Raw genomic sequence first — 18,064 nt, forward strand, 5'->3', positions numbered from 1 at the left:
AGTACACCGCGGCTTTTTTTGCGATTTCAAGCTCTTCCGACTTCTCGGCCAGTTGACGCTTGAGCCGGGCATTCTCGTCGGCCAGGGCTTGCTCGCGCTCTGAGGCGCTTTGCTGCTGCTGGGCCTTGGCTCGCCACTGGTAGAGCTGGCTGGGCTGCAGGCCAAGCTCTCGGGCGGCGGCACTGATGCCGACACGGTCGGCGAGGGCCAGTGCCTCGGCCTTGTAGTCCTGGGAGTAGCGGGTACGGGTCTTCTTCATCGAAGCTGCTTGCCTTGCCATGGGTCACCTCGTCTCAGTGTACTGTCTTAACGAGGTGTCCACTGCTGCTGGGCAAGATCACTTTTCTTCCGTGCCCACCCTGTCGATCCAACCAATGATCATGCATCTCTACCCGAATGGCATCCGTCTCTTCTAACGGATGGCTCCACAGCACTCCACCATTCATCAGATAGATAAAGTATAACAAGTAGATGGATGAGTGGGCAGGCAAACGCAAAGCCCGGCCAGCCTCCATCATGGCATTGCATATTCTGCGTCATCCTGTACGATTGCGGGTTTGCCTCACCTACCTTTCGAGACTGGAACGCTTGCCGTGAACGACACTCGCCCGCTCGCTGCAGTTGCCATCCGCCAAGTTGCCAAGATGACTGGCGCAACGCGAATCGCACTCCATCAGGCACAACTGCTCAGCGAGATGGGGTTTCGTGTCGCCATCATATGTGAAAAAGGTGATACTGAATTGGTATCTAACCATGGCATTAGATTAGCCAAAGTCACACGCTGGCCTTTCAAAGGGGCATTTCGCCGTCGCTGGTATCAAATGCGCGTCTCAGCCTGGTGTCGGAAAAACCGACCCGATCTCATCATAAGCCATGGCGATGTAGACACAAACGACATTCTCTTCATGCACAATTGCGTTCACCTGGCGGAGCAACGAATCTTCGGAAATCGAAAAAGCCCCAGTGACGTCGCAACCATTCATGATGAAATTCTTACCAGGCAGTCATTCCAGAAAGTCGTTGCCAACTCTCAATTAATGGCTAATGACTTCAAGTCGCGCTACGCCATTCCCGATGAAAAGATAAAGATACACTACCCTGGCTATGATCCGAAAAAATTCAACCTCGAGTCAGCATCACGTCACCGAGACTCAACCCGGTCGGACTTGGGGGTAAATAGAAACGAATGCCTTATCGGTCTAGTCACATCAGGGAACTTCAAGAAACGCAATGTTGAGTTTTTCATTAAACTCGCTTCCACACTCAATGAGATAGAACCCGATAAATTCCGTTTCCTTGTCGTAGGCAAGGGAAAGAAAACCGAATACCTGCAACAAGCAGAGTCCGCTGGCGTTTCGGACAAGTTTGTCTGGATGCAAACGGTACCGGATGTCGAAAAAATCTATGGTGCCCTTGACCTCTTCGTGCTGCCAGCCAAAATCGAGGAATTTGGCTGCGTAGCACTCGAGGCGATGGCATGCGGTATACCGGTTCTACTTTCACCCTGGGTAGGAGCTTCCGAACTATTGCGAGAAAAATTTCCATCACTAATAGTCGAAGATGAAAATGAATATTTATGGGCAGAACGACTCTTGTCCGTAATAAAAAGAGATAGCGCCAAGCTTGGCCTAGCTCTTTCAGCGCTTTCCGAAGAATATTCACACGAAAAGCAGCGCGAAAAGCTGGCCGCGGAATTTTCGCAATTCAACAAATGAGCATCCATCGAGACAACTCGAGAGACATTGGAATTGATCAGCCAAACGACACTAAAATTTCGCCCTATAGGATTGGGCCTGATTGCCATATTTCCGGCATTCGGCTTCATATTTGAACATACAAGCAGCGGCCTTTGGTATATTTTCTGCTTGATCGGACTCGCAGCACTTTGTCTTCGATACCGGCACTCGCTACCATTGATCGACGACATACCCATCAGGGCAGGCATGCTGGTGCTCTTGCTGTACGTTCTGCTTTCCGCCGCAAACTTTTGGCTGATCGACAATAGCGACATGGCAGGCTCTCGGTTAGAAAGGCATCTATTATTATTGATCACGCCCTTCTTCCTGTTTTACCTATTCATATTACGACCCTCACCCACTTTCATATTCAGGAGCTTTGCTTTTGGAGCAATATCGATGGGCCTGTACAGCATATGGTATCGACTGGGCGGCCAAGGCGTCCGCGTTGAAGGAGTCACACATGCAATACACTTCGCCAATGCATCCGTATTACTGACAGCACTTTCTCCTTTACCATTGGTATATGAAAAAAGAACCACCCCTTGGCTATGGGCCTGGTGCCTATCAGGCCTTTTCCTCGGCTGCCTGGCCGTTCTATGGTCGCTTTCACGAGGCGCTTGGATTGCGGCATTCGCGATGCTCGTCATGACAGCGCTTATGTTGGCGATACGTCACATCAACAACCGCATGGCTATCGCGTCGGTCATCTCGGCACTCGCTCTCATTTTCGCTGTTCTATGGCAAATCGATAGCGTTGAAAACCGGGTCAGGGCAACCATAGAAGATATCGAAAAACAACAGAACGGCGATATGTATACATCCATTGGCATACGCTTCATGCTATGGGACAATGCATGGCAAACCTTCGAGTCTTCTCCACTGTTTGGCGCTGGGTTTTCAGGCCATGGGGAACGACTGAAAGAGTCGATTGAAGAAGGGGAGCTCAAACCGTCGATGCACCGGTTCACGACCGAACCGCACAACCAGTACCTATTCGAGTTGGCGGCCAAGGGCGTTTTCGGCCTGGGCAGTTTCTTACTGCTACTAGCCTTCCCTTTAGCCATCAATTTTCGACAACTGACTAGAGGGGACCATCGCGCCCTGGCCATAGGCATGGTCGGACTAACGGTGTTCATTGTCTATGCAGTCGCTGGAATGACCATAACGCTCTTTGATCAAAGGCGCATGATCCACCTCTTTGGCTTCATGTATGCCATTATCTTGTATCTACATCTATCTAATGATCCCAAGTGGGCTCCATGAACGTTAGAGCATGAAGCTTCACAACACCATCCACGTAAATGGCCGGCAAAGGCCGGCCATTCTAGCATGTCCTCGTATAGGGTCGACGCACTACTGAAGCGTACGCACCTTGGAAAACGAAGCCACCGTGTGCGGTGGTAGCAAGTCCACCACCTCTCCGCTATGAGCGAATCCCTTCACCCCTTTCTTGAGCAGTTCGCAGGCCAGGTTGCAATCCATGCCCTGCTCGGCATCCCGCAAGCCGTCCAGCAGGGTTTCCAACGCCTCCGAGGGTAGCCGCTCCTCCTGCGCACGCAGGATCTTGGGATGCGAAGTGCCGATCACGTTGTCGCCGATCAACAGCTCCTCGTAGAGCTTTTCACCCGGGCGCAAGCCGGTGAACACGATTTCGATATCGCCCGCCGGATGCTCTTCGTCTTTCACTTCCAGCCCGGTGAGCTGAATCATGCGCCGTGCCAGATCGACGATCTTGACCGAGTCGCCCATGTCGAGCACGAAGACATCGCCCCCTTCGGCCATGGAGCCCGCCTGGATGACGAGCAAGGCGGCCTCGGGAATGGTCATGAAAAAGCGGGTGATGTCAGGATGCGTGACCGTCACGGGCCCGCCCTGCTCGATCTGTCGGCGGAACAGCGGCACCACGGAGCCGCTGGAACCCAGCACGTTGCCGAAGCGCACCATCGAGAAAATGGTGCGATGCGCCTTACCCGCGTCGCGCCGCGCGGCCAGATCCTGCAGCACCAGTTCCGCCATGCGCTTGGTCGCCCCCATCACGTTGGTGGGGCGCACCGCCTTGTCGGTGGAGATCAGCACGCAGCGCTCCACCTCCAGGCGTGCAGCGCTTTCCGCCACCACGCGAGTGCCCTCGATGTTGTTGCGCACGCCTTCCAGCACGTTGTTCTCGACGATGGGCACATGCTTGTAGGCCGCCGCGTGATAGAGGGTCTGCACGCCGTAATGGCGAATGACCGCTTCGACGCGCGCACGGTCGCACACGCTGCCGAGCAGCGCATAGATGGGAAAGTCGCCGGCCAGCTCGCCTTTCAGCGCTTCCAGTTCCTGGCCGATGGAGTAGAGGCCGTATTCGCTGATCTCGAACAGCACCAGCGCGCGCGGGCTGCCACGCATCACCTGCCGGCACATCTCGCTGCCGATGGAGCCGCCGGCGCCGGTTACCATCACCACCTTGTCGCGCACGCTGGCATCGATCAGTTCGGCTCGCGGCGGCACCGGATCGCGTCCCAGCAGGTCTTCCAGCTCCACCTCGCGCAGTTGATCGACGCTGGCCTCGCCGGACACGATCTCCGGCATGGAAGGCACCGTCTGCACGTGCACCGGCATGTCGGCCAGGTTGTCGAGGGCCTGCTTGCGCTGCGCCTTGGTGGCAGTCGGCATGGCCAGCAGCACGCGGCCGATGTTGAGCTGACGAGCCACGCTGCGGAAAGCCGCCGGATCGTAGACCTTCACGCCCTTGATGGTGCTGCCCCACAGTGCCGGATCGTCGTCCAGGAAGGCCGCCGTGAAGAACTCGCGGCCGCTGGACAGCGCCAGGGCCAGCTGTGCCCCGGCACCGCCGGCGCCGTAGATGGCCACGGCCTCCTTCTCGGTATAGTGACGAATCAGCCAGTGATAGTAGCTGCGCACCAGCAAACGGGTACCGCCGACGTAAACCAGCGTCACCAGCGCAAAATTGACCGGCACCGAGCGCGGAAAGCCCTGCCACTGATAGAAGAACGCCGTGGCCCACATCAGCACCGCCAGCAGCGCCGAGCCCTTGACCACCGCCCACAACGCCTGCGGCCCCATGAAACGCACCACCGCACGGTAGAGACCCAGGCGCGCGAACACGCACACCCCCACGACGGGCGTCACCAGGAACAGCCACCAGAAGGGCTCGATGTAGCGCCCCGGCCACCACTCGGCAAAGCGCAGGGCATAGGCCGACCATAGCGCCATCGGCAGAGCGACCAGGTCGGCCGCCACCATGATCAGGCGCTTCTTGGCCCGGCTCAGCGTCGTCAGCCGGCGATGTAGACGGTCGGAACGTGCCACGGTCGTGGTCCTGACTGTTGAAAGGAATGGAAGGAAGACAAGTTTAGGGAAGCGAGGCAGCGTGCACAACGCCAGCCTTGCGGCGGCCGTCACGATGCCAAAGGGCTATCGCCCCGCTAATGTGCGTTACCTGCAGCGCCGCCATCGTTCGACTTGTTGGCAGCTTCCGCTTGCAGCCTCTCCACCAGCCAGACCTTGATGATCGACTGCCGAGTGACGCCAATGCGTGCCGCTTCCCGGTCCAAGGACTCCACGACCCAAGCAGGAAAGTCCACGTTGATACGCTTTTGCTCCTGGTTGACACGACGCGCCGTGGAGAGATCCAGATCCTCTACGATATCTTCCTGACCCTCCTCGAATTTTTTATCGAAATCTTTAGCTTTCATACAGTTCCACCTCTTTTCGGCGTGAGCGCCTGACGGATATCAGTCGAATGCGCTGTCCTCGGTATGTGACAACGGCAGACCAGTGCTTTTCGCCAATCCTGCCGATGAGCAAGAATCTCTCTTCATCCTCGGATTTTGCCCGAACTTCCAGTAGGAGCGGATCTCTCCAAAGCGCCTTCGCCGTTTCGAAATCGATCCCGTGTTTTTCCAGATTGGCAGCACTCTTGATGTCGTCGTATTCGAACTCATCCATGAGTATAAATTACTCCCTTTTTACTCATCCCGCAAAGAGCCGCCATGCAATCGACCACAGGTATAGACACCTACTCCAGCGGGCTCATCGAATCCTGACGACGACATCGTCAGGGCTCGTTGGTCCTGCCTTGAAGCAACGCTCGAATCGTAAAACGGCATAGCGAAAAGCTACGCCTCCAGCGATCACCAGCGATACGCCACGGCAAGCCGCGCACCGTGTTCGGTTTCACGGTCGGCGAACGAGCCCTCGTACTGGCCGCTGATCGCCACGCTGGCCTGGCCGGGCAGTTCGCGCTCCCAGCTGAGGCCGGAGCTCACGTCGGCGCTGTGCACGGTGCGGTCGTCCGGGGTGACCACGAAGCTGCCGGCGCCAGCGTCGGCACTCAGCGCAGCCCGCGTGCCGCCACCGGACTGATTGCGCATGCCCCAGGCCAGGCCGCCGGTGAGGTGAATCACGCTGTCGTCCCGGCGCCGCACCACATAACCGGCATCCACGCCCAGGCTGGTGCGCCATACCTCCTGGCGCTGCGAGCCGTACTCCATGGTCAATGCCGAGTTGCCGCGTTCCTCATAGTCGGTCTGGTGCAACCAGCTATGCATCAATCGCGCATTGGGCACCAACTCCCACCCCTCGTCCATCTCGATCACGTAGCTGGCACCCAGCGCCAGGGTCACGTCCTCGCTGCGGTTGCTGCCCTCCACCACCTCGGTGGTCGCACCGGCGATCTCGCGACGATGCTCGTTATCGCCGAAACCGGCCATCAAAGTGGCATCCAGGATCACCGCATCACGGCGCCAGGCGGTGTAGGCGCCAACGTTGACGCTATCGATCTCGGTGCGCGCATTGGCGGCATCGTCGCCCTTGACGCGACCGCGGCCCACCCCTACGAACACCCCCGCCAGCGTGCTATCGCTCAGCCAGCGATCCATGCCCAGCATGGCGCCGTAACTGCGGAAGTCGTAGTCGTCGCCGGAGCCCTTGCTCACGTACCCCTCGGCCCAGCTGCTCATTCGCCCAGCAGCGCTTTCGCCCTGGTAGGAAAGCTGCGAAGCCATGCCCAGCAGGCCCTCGACGGACTCGTGGTCGCCGTAGCGCATCACGCTGGCATCCAGCTCGGCCGCACCCAGCGAGGCCCAGTTTTCCCGCTGTTGCTGGGCGGTTTGCCCGGCCAGGGTGCTGGCGAGCTCGAGGTTCGACCCCATCTGGCCGCCCATGCCGGTGCTGGCGAAGCGCTTGCCCAGGGTGTTGAGCATGCTGCGGTTGGCGCTGACGCTGGCATCGCGCACACCGCCGCGCGACACGCTGGAACTCATGCTCTCGACGAAGCGGGCACGCTGCACCTCGTTCAGCCCGGCCTGGGCGGCCAAGGCATCGAGTACTGGGCTGTCGGGGTCGCTCAGGCCCAGCTCGCTCACCACGCGATCCAGATAGGCCCCACCCGACTGGTTGCGGCTGCCTTCCACCGGCACCTCGAAAACGCCCTCCTCGCCGACCACCACCACGGAACCCGGCCCGAACACGAAGAACGACAGCGGATAACCGAGTTCACTACCAGGCGAATAGGTCGAGATCACCACGGTATAGCGCTGGCCGCCGTCCAGCTCGAGGTTCAGAGCCGGGCATAATCTCGCAGAACGTCCACATTCTTCCGGCTCCAGTCCCTGCGCCTGCAGGTCGCCGCCGATGTCACTGCCGTCGACCTGGCTCGTATAGTCGTCGTTGCCGGTGACGAAGCCGTCGCCCGGCCGCTCGGGGTCGAAGACGCCGCGATAGATCATCATGGCGGTATCCACCGGCGCCCGGCTCTGGCCCATCAGGTACTCGCCGGAGGCCTGCACGTCCAGCTCCTGGGCGATGAAGTTGAAATCGTAGCTTCCCGATGCGATATCGCCATTATCCAGATTGGCGCGGCTAATCTCGTCCCAGTTGATCGACAAGCCGCCCTCGAAGGTGTGGTCATCCTCGAGCGTGAACTCGGTCAGCACATCGGCGTGGGCGGCGACCGGAAGCGCGGCGCAGGCAGCGGCCAACAAAGCGGGTCGGAAGCGGGGCGTCAGGGTCGTCATGCGGGTCTCCAACGTTATTATTTGTTTCGAAACGTTAGTGGCCTATCGGCTCGGAAACGGGTGACTTTAAAAAAATCGCCTCTCTCGCGTGACATTTTCGTTAAGCCATGCATGCTCTTAAAATCAGAACACCCATCGCCTTTCATTAGTACACGAGGGCTGACAATACTCCGAGGGGCAAGCCGCTGGCATAGCAACAATCACAAACCCGACCAGGAAGGATGACCCATGCCCCTTTCCAAGCTACTGGACTGGCGCCTTCATGCGCTCGTCATTCTGATCTCGCTACTCTCCGAAGCCATTGGCATTCTTCGCGTTCCCATGGGCCCCGGCACGCTGCTGCTGCTGCCCCTGTTCTACGCTTTCATCATCGGTGTGCTCGTCAATCCCAACGTCAACCGCATGGCGGGGCGAGTCATCCCCGATCACGTGAGCCACGCAGCGGGGCCCTTGATCCTGCTGTCGATCATGCCGTTCATCGCCCGCTTCGGCTCCACCATCGGCCCGGCCATCGAAGACCTGATCAGTGCCGGCCCGGCGTTGATCCTTCAGGAGCTGGGCAACCTGGGCACCATGCTGATCGCCCTGCCGATCGCCGTGCTGGTGTTCAAGATGGGCCGCGAAGCCATCGGCGCCACCTACTCCATCGCCCGCGAACCCAACATCGCGGTGATCTCCGACAAGTACGGCCTCAAGGGCCCGGAAGGCATCGGCGTGATGGGCACCTACGTGGTGGGCACCATGTTCGGCACCCTGTGGTTCGCGCTGATGGCGGGCTACCTCACCTCGCTGGACTTCCTCGATCCGCGCGCCCTGGCCATGGCCTGCGGCGTCGGCAGCGGCAGCATGGTCGCCGCCTGCTCGGCGGCAATCGCCGGCTCGCTGCCCGAGATGAAGGAAGAGCTGCTGGCCTTCGCCGGCGCCAGCAACCTGATGACCTACGCCACCGGGCTCTACCTGTCGCTGTTCGTGGCCCTGCCGCTCGCCGAGAAGCTCTATGCGGCACTCTCCGGCAAGCGCCAGGTCAAGCCGGTGGGCGCTCAGGTCACCGACTCGGCGGCAGCCTCCGAAGTCCCCGAGGAAGAGCGTCCCGAGCGCAACCTGGGCAAAAGCGCCATCGTCGTCGCGGCCGCCTGCGGCGTGGCCTGGGTCGCCAACACCATCAACGGCGACGGCCTCATCGCCGCACTGCCGGGCATGCTGATTCTCTACGTCATGACCATGGCGGGGCTGGCGATCACCCGTCACGCGCCCTTCTACCTGCCGGGCGTGGCCTGGGTCTCGCTGGTCAGCATCGTGGCCACCCTGCCGTGGGTGCCGGGCAGCGCCTGGCTCGTGGAACAGCTCAGTTCGGTGAACTTCCTGGCCATCGTCACGCCCGTGCTGGCCTACGCCGGTCTGGCGCTCACCAAGCGGGAACTGGCGATGTTCCGTCAGGCGGGCTGGAAGCTCGTGATCATCGCGCTGCTGGTGTTCACCGGTACCTTCGTGGCCTCGGCCGTCATCGCCGACCTGCTGCTGTAACTCGCAAAGGACGACCATGAACCGTTTCGACTGTCCGACGACCGATGCCGCCACGCTTCGCCAGTGGCGGCAGGACTTCCACCGCCATCCGGAAACGGCCTTCGAGGAACATCGCACCGCACGGCGGATCGCCGAGATCCTGGAGCAGGCCGGCCTGCCCTTCGTGAGCGGGCTGGGCGGCGGCACCGGTATCGTCGCCACGCTTCAGGGGCGACTGGGCGACGGGCCGAGCATCGGCCTGCGCGCCGACATCGATGCCCTGGACGTCACCGAGCTCAACGACGTCGGGCACGCCTCGCGCGTGCCCGGCAAGATGCATGCCTGCGGCCACGACGGCCACACCACCATGCTGCTCGGCGCCGCCTGTCAGCTTGCCCAGCGGCCCGACTTCGCCGGGCGAGTGCACTTCATCTTCCAACCCGCCGAGGAGAGCGAAGGCGGCGGCCGCGTGATGGTCGAGGAGGGGCTGTTCGAGCGCTTCCCCATGGAAGCGGTCTACGGCGTGCACAACTGGCCGGGGCTGCCGGTCGGCGAGGCCGCGGTGCACGACACCGCGGTGATGGCCGCCTTCGACGTGTTCACCCTGACCCTTCACGGCAACGGCTGCCATGCCGCCATGCCCCACCTCGGCAGCGATTCGATCCTCGCCGGCTGCCAGCTGGTCAACCAGTTGCAGGGGCTGATCAGCCGCGAGACGCCGGCCCACCAAACGGCGGTGCTCAGCGTCACCCAGTTCCACGCCGGCGACGCCTTCAACGTGATCCCCGAGCGCGTGGAACTGCGCGGCACCCTGCGCTGCTTCGACGAACCCCTGCGCCAGCGCCTGCAGAAGCGCTTCGCGGACGTGGTGGACAGCGTGGCAGGCCTGCACGGCCTAAAGGCCGAGCTGGACTACCAACCGCGCTACCCCGCCACCTTCAACGCCCCGGAGCAGGCACAGCGCTGTGCCGAAGTGCTCGAAGGCCTGCCGGGCATCGCCCGGGTGCATCGCGACCTGCCGCCGAGCATGGCCTCCGAGGACTTCGCCTTCATGCTCAACGAGCGCCCCGGCGCCTACATCTGGCTGGGCAACGGCGAACGCAGCGCGGCGCTGCACAACCCCCACTACGACTTCAACGACGACCTGCTGCCCCTCGGTGTGGCGTACTGGGTCGAGCTGGTCGCCACCCTGCTCGACCGCCACGGCGCCCACCGCTGACCGGAGTTACCCATGATCCAGAGCATTACCGTGATCGGCCTTGGCAACATGGGCCGAGGCATGGCCCTGACCCTGCACCGCGCCGGATTCGAGGTTCAAGGCACCGACATCGCCGAACCCGCGCGCCAGCGCCTGGAAGCCGACGGCATCGCCACGGCGCCCATGGAATCGCTGGCCGCCACCGACGCCTACCTGCTCTCGCTGCCCACCTCGGCACAGGTTCGCGAGGTGCTGGAAAGCCGCCCCGGCCTGCTGAACCGGGCACCGGCCGGCAGCCTGATCGTCGACACCTCGACCAGCGATCCCGCAGAGAGCCGCGAGCTCGCCGCCAGGGTCGTCGACGCCGGCCTGGCGTGGCTGGACGCCCCGGTCAGCGGCGGCCCCAGCGGCGCGCACAGCGGCCAGCTCGGCATGCTGATCGGCGGCCAGCCCGACACCCTCGAACGCGCCCGCCCGCTGCTCGAGGCCCTGGCGGCCCGAATCACCCACGTGGGTGACGCCGGCAGCGGCCACGTGGTCAAGCTCGCCAACAACTTCCTGTGCGCCGCGCACCTGCTGACCACCGCCGAAGCCGTGGCCATGGCCAGCCGCGCCGGGGTCGACCCCGAAGCCTGCCTGCAAGGGCTCAACAGCGGCTCGGGCCGCAGCGCGGTCAGCGAGGTCAACTTCCCCCGCTGGGTGCTCTCCGGCGCCTTCGACTCGGGCTTCACCACGGGGCTGATGCGCAAGGATCTGCGCCTGGCGCGCCAGGCGGCCGAAGGGCTGGGCATGCCGGAAGGACTGATGCGCGCCGTGGTCGACGCCTGGCACGACGACGAACCGGCGCTGGACGACAGCGACGACTTCAACCGCATCGTCCAGCGCATGCTGTCGACGGACGAACTGGGTGCCCGAAACCGCGAAGAGGAGACCCGCTCATGAACGCACTGAATCAGCAAGCCCGCGAGCGGCTGGCCGAGCGGCTCGACGCCTACGGCCTGACGGCCGATGCGCTGGCCGCCAACTGGATCGACGGCCGCTTCGTCGAAGGCGAGGGCGAACTCGTCACGCTGATGGATCCGGTCACCGACGCCCCGCTGCTCAGCTATCGCGACGCCGGCGCCGCACGCGTGGAAGCCGCCGCCAGTGCCGCCGAGCGCGCCCAGCGCGAATGGATGGCGCTCACCGCCAGCGAGCGGGGCCGGCGCCTCTACCGGGCCGCCACCGGGCTGGATGGCCACGAAGAGCGCCTGGCGGGGCTGGAAAGCCTGATCGCCGGCAAACCGCAGCGCGACTGCCTCGGCGAGGTCGGCAAGGTCCGCGAGATGTTCGAGTACTACGCCGGCTGGTGCGACAAGCAGCACGGCGAGGTCATCGACGTGCCCTCTTCCCATCTCAACTACGTGCAGCGCGTTCCCTACGGCGTGGTGGGCCAGATCACGCCCTGGAATGCGCCGCTGTTCACCTGCGGCTGGCAGCTGGCCCCCGCGCTGGCGGCCGGCAACGGCGTGGTCCTCAAGCCTTCGGAGCTAACCCCGATCACCTCCGCCATCCTGGCGCGGCTGCTGGAACGCGCCGGCGAACTGCCGCCGGGGCTGATCAACATCGTCAACGGCCTGGGGCCGTCGACCGGCGCGGCGCTGACCTCGCACCCGGCCATCGCCAAGCTGGTCTTCGTCGGCTCGCCCGAAACCGGCCGGCGCATCGCCGAGGCCGGCGCCAGCCGGCTGGTACCCAGCGTGCTCGAGCTGGGCGGCAAGTCGGCCAACATCGTGTTCGCCGATGCCGCCCTCGACGATGCCGTGGCCGGCGCCCAGGCGGCGATCTTCGCCGCCGCCGGCCAGAGCTGCGTGGCCGGCTCGCGCCTGCTGCTGCAGGAGAGCGTGGCCGAAGCGTTCCTGGCGCGCCTCACGCAGGCGGTGAAAGCCATTCGCGTGGGCCTGCCCGACGACCCGGCGGCACGCATGGGGCCGCTGCAGAACGCCGCGCAATACCGGCGGGTGCAGCAGCTCATCGAGCAGGCCCTCGCCGAAGGCGCCACCCTGCTGGCGGGCGGCGAACGCCCCGCAGAGCTACCCGACGAGGCCCAGGGCTACTTCCTGGCGCCGACGATTCTCGGCGACGTCACCCCGGAAATGCGCGTCGCCAGCGAAGAGATCTTCGGGCCGGTGCTCTCGGTGCTGACCTTCCGCGACGAAGCCGAAGCCGTGGCCCTGGCCAACGGCACGCGCTTCGGCCTGGCCGGCGCCGTGTGGAGCCAGGACACCGGCAAGGCCCTGCGCGTCGCTCATCAGCTGCGGGCGGGCACCGTCTGGGTGAACGGCTACAAGAGCATCAACGTGATGTCGCCGTTCGGCGGCTTCGGCGACAGCGGCTACGGCCGCTCCAGCGGGCCGGACGGGCTGCGCGAGTACACCACCACCCGCAGCGTCTGGGTCGAAACGGCGCCCCAGGCGAGCGTGGCGGCGGGTTACGGCAGCAGCTAGGCAGGAGCAGCAGCCAGGCGGTGTCCGAAAAGCCGGCGAGCGCAGCCCGTTTTCGGGCAGCGCCTTGTGTCTAGGAAGGCTCGTGGCGAAAGGCGCTCATCCAATGCTGCAGGTGGCGCAACAACTGCAGCGCCGCCCGCGGCATGCGCCTTCCCACCCGCGTGACCATGTGCGCATTGGCCTGGCTGAAGTGCCGCCCCACCACGTCGCGCGCCACCAGGGTGCCCTCTTCCAGCTCCCTGGCGGCCGCGAATCGCGGTAGCAGCGTCACGCTCAGCGCGGCCCGCGCCGAATGCTTCAATACCTCGAGCGAGCCGGTCTGAATGCCGACGAGCGGCCGCTTGCCGGCCTCCTGAAAGGCCATGTCCACCAGTTGCCTGACGCCATGCCCCGGATGCCAGAGCGCCAGCGGATACTCGGCCAGCGCATCCAGGGTGAGCGGCCCGGACGCCTCGGCCAGCGGATGTTCCGGCGCCATCAGCAGCACCAGCGGCTGGCAGGTGGAGTGCCAGAAGCGCAGGTGCGGATGCACCTGCTCGTGGTACATCAGGCCGATGTGCACCTCGTCGTTGACCACCGCCTCGATGATCTGCCGCGTGCTGCCGGTATCGACCTCCAGGCGGATGCCGCGATGCGCCTCGGTGAATTCGCGCAGCGGATGGTCGATCAAATCGCCCACGAACCCCTCGCCCACGCACAGCGCGATCTGTCCGGTCTCGAGCCGCTGATAGGCATCGAGCTCGTCGCTGAAGCGGCGATCCAGTGCGGTACGCCGCTCGCAGTAATCCAGCAGCATCTCTCCCACCGGCGTGGGCCGCACGCCGTCGCGGCGCCGCTCCAGCAGCGTGGCGTCCAGCGCCGACTCCAGCAGGCCGATCTGCCGACTGACCGCCGAGGCGGCAATGTCCAGCCGCGCCGCGGCACGCCGCACCGAGCCGGTCTCCACGGTCAGTTGGAAATAGATCAACCGCTGATGGGGGATTTCCATCCTCGCACTCCTCGTGGACGCCGCCCGTGCTCAAAGAAAACCGCAACGGCGGTCGCGTTGCCAGCGAGCGCGGCTGTCGGCCGCGATTGCCTCGCCCAGCGAGTGATACTATAGTATCACTGTCGATCCACTTCAGGGTAAGCCCATGAAAGTCGAGCTTGTCACGAACCTCAAGCGCCAAGCCACGAAGATCCTGGCCGACCTGCATGTGTCGAAGGAGCCAGTTCTGATCACCGAACACGGTCAGCCATCGGCCTATCTCGTCGATGTGCAGGATTACGAGTTCATGCAGCGCCGACTCGAGCTGCTCGAGGGGCTCTCACGCGGAGAGCGTGCCGTACTCGAGGAAAGAACGTACAGCCAAAGCGAGGCCAGGGAGAAAATGGGTAAATGGCTGAAGTAATCTGGACGGAGCCAGCCCTTCAGGAACTGGATGCCATCGCCGAATACATCGCTCTGGACAATCCTGCTGCCGCACGCCATGTGGTCGAAAGAGTTTTCGAGACAACCGAGCGTTTGGAAGATTTTCCCCACTCCGGACGGATTCCTCCAGAACTCCCCGATTCGGTATACAGGGAGATCGTGACTCCACCCTGTCGCATTTTTTATCGTGAGGATGAGAGGCGGGTTCTCATCCTCTACGTTCTTCGAGAGGAGCGGCAACTGCGTGCGTACATGCTCGAAAGCCGCTGAGCGGACCTTCGCTTCGCAAGTGCGTACGCCGCTGGAGCCGCCTCTCTACCGCTGGCCCGATGGCGGGAATGACAGCGACGCCCCGAACTCCGTCACAGCACCCGCTTCACCAGCTGCGACACCAGCTCCTGCTGGGTGAACTCGGCGCTCTTCAGCGTCACCTCGGCCTTCAGCGGCACTTCATAGGGGCTGCTGATGCCGGTGAAGTCCTTGATCTTGCCTTCGCGGGCCTTCTGATACAGCCCCTTGGGGTCGCGCTCCTCGCAAATGTCGAGCGGCGCATCGACGTGCACCTCGACGAAGCTGCCTTCGTCGAACAGCTCGCGGGCCTGATCGCGGTCGGCACGGAACGGCGAGATGAACGCCGTGATGACGATGATGCCCGCCTCAGCGAACAACCGCGCCACTTCGCCCACGCGGCGGATGTTCTCGGCGCGGTCTCGCTCGCTCATGCCGAGATCCTTGCACAGGCCGTGGCGCACGTTGTCGCCGTCGAGCAGCATGGTGTGGTAGCCGCGGCGGTTGAGCTCCACTTCCAGCGCATTGGCCAGGGTCGACTTGCCGGAACCCGACAGCCCCGTGAACCAGATGCACTTGCCCTGGTGGCCGTTCAACTGCTCGCGCATGGCCTGGGTCACGCTGGTGCGATTCCACACCACGCTGGCCTTGCTGTCGTGCTCGCGGAACTCGTAGGGCAGCTCGGTTTCCAGCGGCTGATGGATCATGCCCGCGCCCACGGTGATGTTGGTCAGCCGGTCGATGATGATGAAGCTGCCGGTGCCGGGGCTGGAACGGTAGTCGTCTATCGGCACCGGGGCGGTGAGCTCCACGCGGCAGCGGGCGATGGCGTTGAGGTCCAGATGCTCGGCGTGGCGCTGCTCCAGGGTGTTGACGTCGATCTGGTAATCGATGGCGCCCACCTTCCCTGCCATGTCGCGGGTGGCAAGCTTGAGATCGTAGAGCTTGCCGGGCTCCATCGGGGTCTCGTGCATCCACACGATGTCCGCCTCGAAACTGGAGGCCAGCGGCACCTGTTCCTCGGCGCCCACCAGCCAATCGCCCCGCGAGATGTCGATCTCGTCTTCCAGCGTTACGGTGATCGCCTGGCCCGGATAGGCGGCATCGAGATCGCCATCGAAAGTGACCAGGCGCTCGACCTTGCTGGTCTTGCCCGAGGGCAGCGCCCGCACTGCCTGCCCCGGCTGCAGGATGCCGGCGGCCAGGGTGCCGCAGTAGCCGCGAAAGTCCAGATTGGGGCGATTGACGTACTGCACCGGCAGGCGCAGGTCGCGCAGGTTCCGGTCGTGGGTGACCTCCACGCTCTCCAGCAGCTCTAGCAGCGCCGGCCCCTCGTACCAGCTCATGGCCGCGCTCGGGTTGACCACGTTGTCGCCCTTCAGCGCCGAGAGCGGCACGAAGCGAACGTCGCGGGCTTCCAGCTTCTCCGCCAGTTCCCGATACTCGGCGACGATCTCCTCATAGCGCTCCTGCGAATAGTCGACCAGGTCCATCTTGTTGATCGCCACCACCAGGTGCTGGATGCCCAGCAGATCGCAGATAAAGCTGTGCCGCCGAGTCTGGGTCTGCACGCCGTAGCGCGCGTCGATCAGAATCACCGCCAGGCTCGCCGTGGAGGCGCCGGTGGCCATGTTGCGGGTGTACTGTTCGTGCCCCGGGGTATCGGCGATGATGAACTTGCGCTTGTCGGTGGAAAAATAGCGATACGCGACATCGATGGTGATGCCCTGCTCGCGCTCCGACTGCAACCCATCCACCAGCAGCGCCAGATCCACCGCATCGCCGGTGGTACCGCTGGTCTTCGACGCCTGGGTGATCGCCGCCAGCTGATCCTCGTAGATCATCTTGGAATCGTGCAGCAACCGCCCGATCAGCGTCGACTTGCCGTCGTCGACGCTACCGCAGGTAATGAAGCGCAGCAGGTCTTTTTGCTCGTGCTCGCGCAGGTAGGATTCGATGTCGTCTGAGATCAAAGCCGATTGGTGTGACATGTCCCTTCCCATAGCTCGAAGCTGGAAGCTGGAAGCTGGAAGAACACCCAACCTCCATCGCTACACAGCCAATTCATTCGATGGTGAACTTGCTGATCAGCCCGGAAAGCATGGCAGCAATCTCACGTGTTTCCTGTATCCACCGGTTGCCACAGGCCTTGTCGATATAGCCAATATCGATACCGATGTAGATCTGCGTTCTCAGCTCAGCGCATGAGCCCTTGGCAATCAGCAGGAAGTGCCGTTTGTCCTTGACCGTGCCGCGAGTCATTCCCTCAGCGATGTTACTGGGCACAGAAAGTCCGGAACGCGTTATCTGATCCTTGAAGCCAAAATCTCGGAGATCCCTCAAGGATTTGTAGAGCTCAGCCGAAAGCCTTGCAGAGCGCTTCCATACTTGAAGCTTCTCAAAGTCCATATGAAACCCTCCTGGTTTTCTTCCAGCTTCAAGCTTCCAGCTTACAGCTCTTCTGAAGCGCGGAGCGCCTCAGAAGTACCCTTCGCGCTTCTTACGCTCCATGCTTCCCGCCTGGTCGTGATCGATGGCGCGGCCGCTGCGTTCCGAGGTGCGGGTGAGCAGCATCTCCTGGATGATCTCGGGCAGCGTGGCGGCCTTCGACTCCACCGCGCCGGTGAGCGGGTAGCAGCCCAGGGTGCGGAAACGTACCCAGCGCTGCTCGGGCACTTCGCCGGGCTCCAGCGGCATGCGGTCATCGTCGACCATGATCAGCATGCCGTCGCGCTCCACCACCGGGCGCGGGGCGGCGTAGTAGAGAGGCACGATGGGGATCGATTCGAGGTAGATGTACTGCCAGATGTCCAGTTCGGTCCAGTTGGAGAGCGGGAAGACACGAATCGACTCGCCCTGATTGACCTTGGCGTTGTAGGTATTCCACAGCTCGGGGCGCTGGCTCTTGGGGTCCCAGCGGTGGTGCTTGTCGCGGAACGAGAACACCCGCTCCTTGGCCCGGCTGGCTTCCTCGTCGCGCCGCGCGCCGCCGAAGGCGGCATCGAAGCGATGCTCGCTCAGCGCCTGCTTGAGCGCATCCGTCTTCATCACGTCGGTGTACTTGGCGCTGCCGTGGTCGAAGGGGTTGATGCCGGCGGCGCGCCCCTCTTCGTTGATGTGTTCGATCAACTCCATGCCGGATTCCGCCGCCATGCGGTCGCGAAACTCGATCATCTCGCGAAACTTCCAGGTGGTGTTGACGTGCAGCAACGGGAACGGCGGCGGCCCGGGATAGAAAGCCTTGCGCGCCAGGTGCAGCATCACCGAGGAATCCTTGCCGATGGAATACATCATCACCGGATTGCGAAACTCGGCCGCCACCTCGCGGATGATGTGGATCGACTCGGCCTCGAGCTGTTTGAGGTGAGTTTGGCGTTCTGCGGATAGTTCAGACATCGAAAGTACCTTGGAGAAGC

General features: G+C 62.8%; 17 protein-coding genes. 8 read left to right on the plus strand and 9 right to left on the minus strand.

Annotated elements, in window-relative coordinates:
* On the minus strand, positions 1–280 hold a 280-nt coding region (locus BLP96_RS03975), incomplete at its 3' end, for a transposase (protein WP_143005065.1).
* Positions 281–593: 313 nt separating this feature from the next.
* Between BLP96_RS03975 and BLP96_RS03980 the strand changes: the two genes are divergently transcribed.
* Both BLP96_RS03980 and BLP96_RS03985 read left to right on the plus strand, forming a co-directional pair.
* Positions 594–1,715 (plus strand): glycosyltransferase family 4 protein, encoded by a 1,122-nt coding sequence (locus tag BLP96_RS03980; RefSeq protein WP_245682153.1) that lies wholly within the window; start codon positions 594–596, stop codon positions 1,713–1,715.
* Between the two features lie 27 nt (positions 1,716–1,742).
* Entirely contained in the window at positions 1,743–3,002 is a 1,260-nt protein-coding gene (locus BLP96_RS03985) for an O-antigen ligase family protein (protein ID WP_143005066.1), read from the plus strand.
* A 90-nt stretch (positions 3,003–3,092) separates the two neighbouring features.
* Here BLP96_RS03985 and BLP96_RS03990 read toward each other — a convergent pair whose 3' ends face one another.
* The 4 genes from BLP96_RS03990 to BLP96_RS04005 all read right to left on the minus strand — a co-directional run bounded on the left by BLP96_RS03990 (position 3,093) and on the right by BLP96_RS04005 (position 7,762).
* Positions 3,093–5,054: a polysaccharide biosynthesis protein gene (locus BLP96_RS03990; RefSeq protein WP_245682154.1), complete on the minus strand. Its 1,962-nt coding sequence runs from the start codon at positions 5,052–5,054 to the stop codon at positions 3,093–3,095.
* Between the two features lie 116 nt (positions 5,055–5,170).
* Complete coding sequence (brnA, locus tag BLP96_RS03995; RefSeq protein ID WP_089683396.1) at positions 5,171–5,440, minus strand: type II toxin-antitoxin system BrnA family antitoxin; 270 nt, start codon at positions 5,438–5,440, stop codon at positions 5,171–5,173.
* On the minus strand, positions 5,430–5,693 hold the full coding sequence (locus BLP96_RS04000) for a BrnT family toxin (protein WP_089683399.1): 264 nt from the start codon (positions 5,691–5,693) through the stop codon (positions 5,430–5,432). Before BLP96_RS04000 ends, brnA begins: the two co-directional genes overlap by 11 nt.
* 185 nt (positions 5,694–5,878) lie before the next feature.
* On the minus strand, positions 5,879–7,762 hold the full coding sequence (locus BLP96_RS04005) for an autotransporter outer membrane beta-barrel domain-containing protein (protein WP_089683401.1): 1,884 nt from the start codon (positions 7,760–7,762) through the stop codon (positions 5,879–5,881).
* Between the two features lie 228 nt (positions 7,763–7,990).
* On the opposite strand from BLP96_RS04005, the gene BLP96_RS04010 reads away from it, so the two are divergent.
* Genes BLP96_RS04010 through BLP96_RS04025 form a run of 4 tightly spaced genes read left to right on the plus strand, consistent with a single transcriptional unit; the run spans position 7,991 to position 12,949 of the window.
* Positions 7,991–9,286, plus strand: coding sequence for a DUF3100 domain-containing protein (locus BLP96_RS04010; protein WP_089683404.1), 1,296 nt, complete (start codon positions 7,991–7,993; stop codon positions 9,284–9,286).
* Positions 9,287–9,302: 16 nt separating this feature from the next.
* Complete coding sequence (locus tag BLP96_RS04015; RefSeq protein ID WP_089683406.1) at positions 9,303–10,484, plus strand: M20 aminoacylase family protein; 1,182 nt, start codon at positions 9,303–9,305, stop codon at positions 10,482–10,484.
* A gap of 12 nt (positions 10,485–10,496) precedes the next feature.
* Positions 10,497–11,405, plus strand: coding sequence for an NAD(P)-dependent oxidoreductase (locus BLP96_RS04020; RefSeq protein ID WP_089683408.1), 909 nt, complete (start codon positions 10,497–10,499; stop codon positions 11,403–11,405).
* Positions 11,402–12,949 (plus strand): aldehyde dehydrogenase family protein, encoded by a 1,548-nt coding sequence (locus BLP96_RS04025; protein WP_089683409.1) that lies wholly within the window; start codon positions 11,402–11,404, stop codon positions 12,947–12,949. Before BLP96_RS04020 ends, BLP96_RS04025 begins: the two co-directional genes overlap by 4 nt.
* A gap of 70 nt (positions 12,950–13,019) precedes the next feature.
* Here BLP96_RS04025 and BLP96_RS04030 read toward each other — a convergent pair whose 3' ends face one another.
* Positions 13,020–13,937: a LysR family transcriptional regulator gene (locus BLP96_RS04030; protein ID WP_089683411.1), complete on the minus strand. Its 918-nt coding sequence runs from the start codon at positions 13,935–13,937 to the stop codon at positions 13,020–13,022.
* A gap of 145 nt (positions 13,938–14,082) precedes the next feature.
* On the opposite strand from BLP96_RS04030, the gene BLP96_RS04035 reads away from it, so the two are divergent.
* Both BLP96_RS04035 and BLP96_RS04040 read left to right on the plus strand, forming a co-directional pair.
* Positions 14,083–14,340 (plus strand): type II toxin-antitoxin system Phd/YefM family antitoxin, encoded by a 258-nt coding sequence (locus BLP96_RS04035; protein WP_089683413.1) that lies wholly within the window; start codon positions 14,083–14,085, stop codon positions 14,338–14,340.
* The gene (locus BLP96_RS04040) at positions 14,328–14,630 is read left to right on the plus strand and encodes a type II toxin-antitoxin system RelE/ParE family toxin (RefSeq protein WP_089684050.1); all 303 of its coding nucleotides are present in this window, start codon (positions 14,328–14,330) and stop codon (positions 14,628–14,630) included. The genes BLP96_RS04035 and BLP96_RS04040 overlap by 13 nt, the downstream gene beginning before the upstream one ends.
* Positions 14,631–14,722: 92 nt before the next feature.
* On the opposite strand, the gene cysN is transcribed toward BLP96_RS04040, so the two are convergent.
* The 3 genes from cysN to cysD all read right to left on the minus strand — a co-directional run bounded on the left by cysN (position 14,723) and on the right by cysD (position 18,044).
* A complete protein-coding gene (gene cysN / locus BLP96_RS04045) occupies positions 14,723–16,639 on the minus strand; it encodes a sulfate adenylyltransferase subunit CysN (RefSeq protein WP_089683415.1) in 1,917 nt (638 codons plus the stop codon).
* Between the two features lie 73 nt (positions 16,640–16,712).
* Positions 16,713–17,057: a four helix bundle protein gene (locus BLP96_RS04050; RefSeq protein WP_089683417.1), complete on the minus strand. Its 345-nt coding sequence runs from the start codon at positions 17,055–17,057 to the stop codon at positions 16,713–16,715.
* A 69-nt stretch (positions 17,058–17,126) separates the two neighbouring features.
* Complete coding sequence (cysD, locus tag BLP96_RS04055; protein WP_089683418.1) at positions 17,127–18,044, minus strand: sulfate adenylyltransferase subunit CysD; 918 nt, start codon at positions 18,042–18,044, stop codon at positions 17,127–17,129.
* Between the last annotated feature and the right edge of the window lie 20 nt (positions 18,045–18,064).

The sequence above is a fragment of the Billgrantia gudaonensis genome, assembly GCF_900100195.1.
Taxonomy (GTDB): domain Bacteria; phylum Pseudomonadota; class Gammaproteobacteria; order Pseudomonadales; family Halomonadaceae; genus Halomonas; species Halomonas gudaonensis.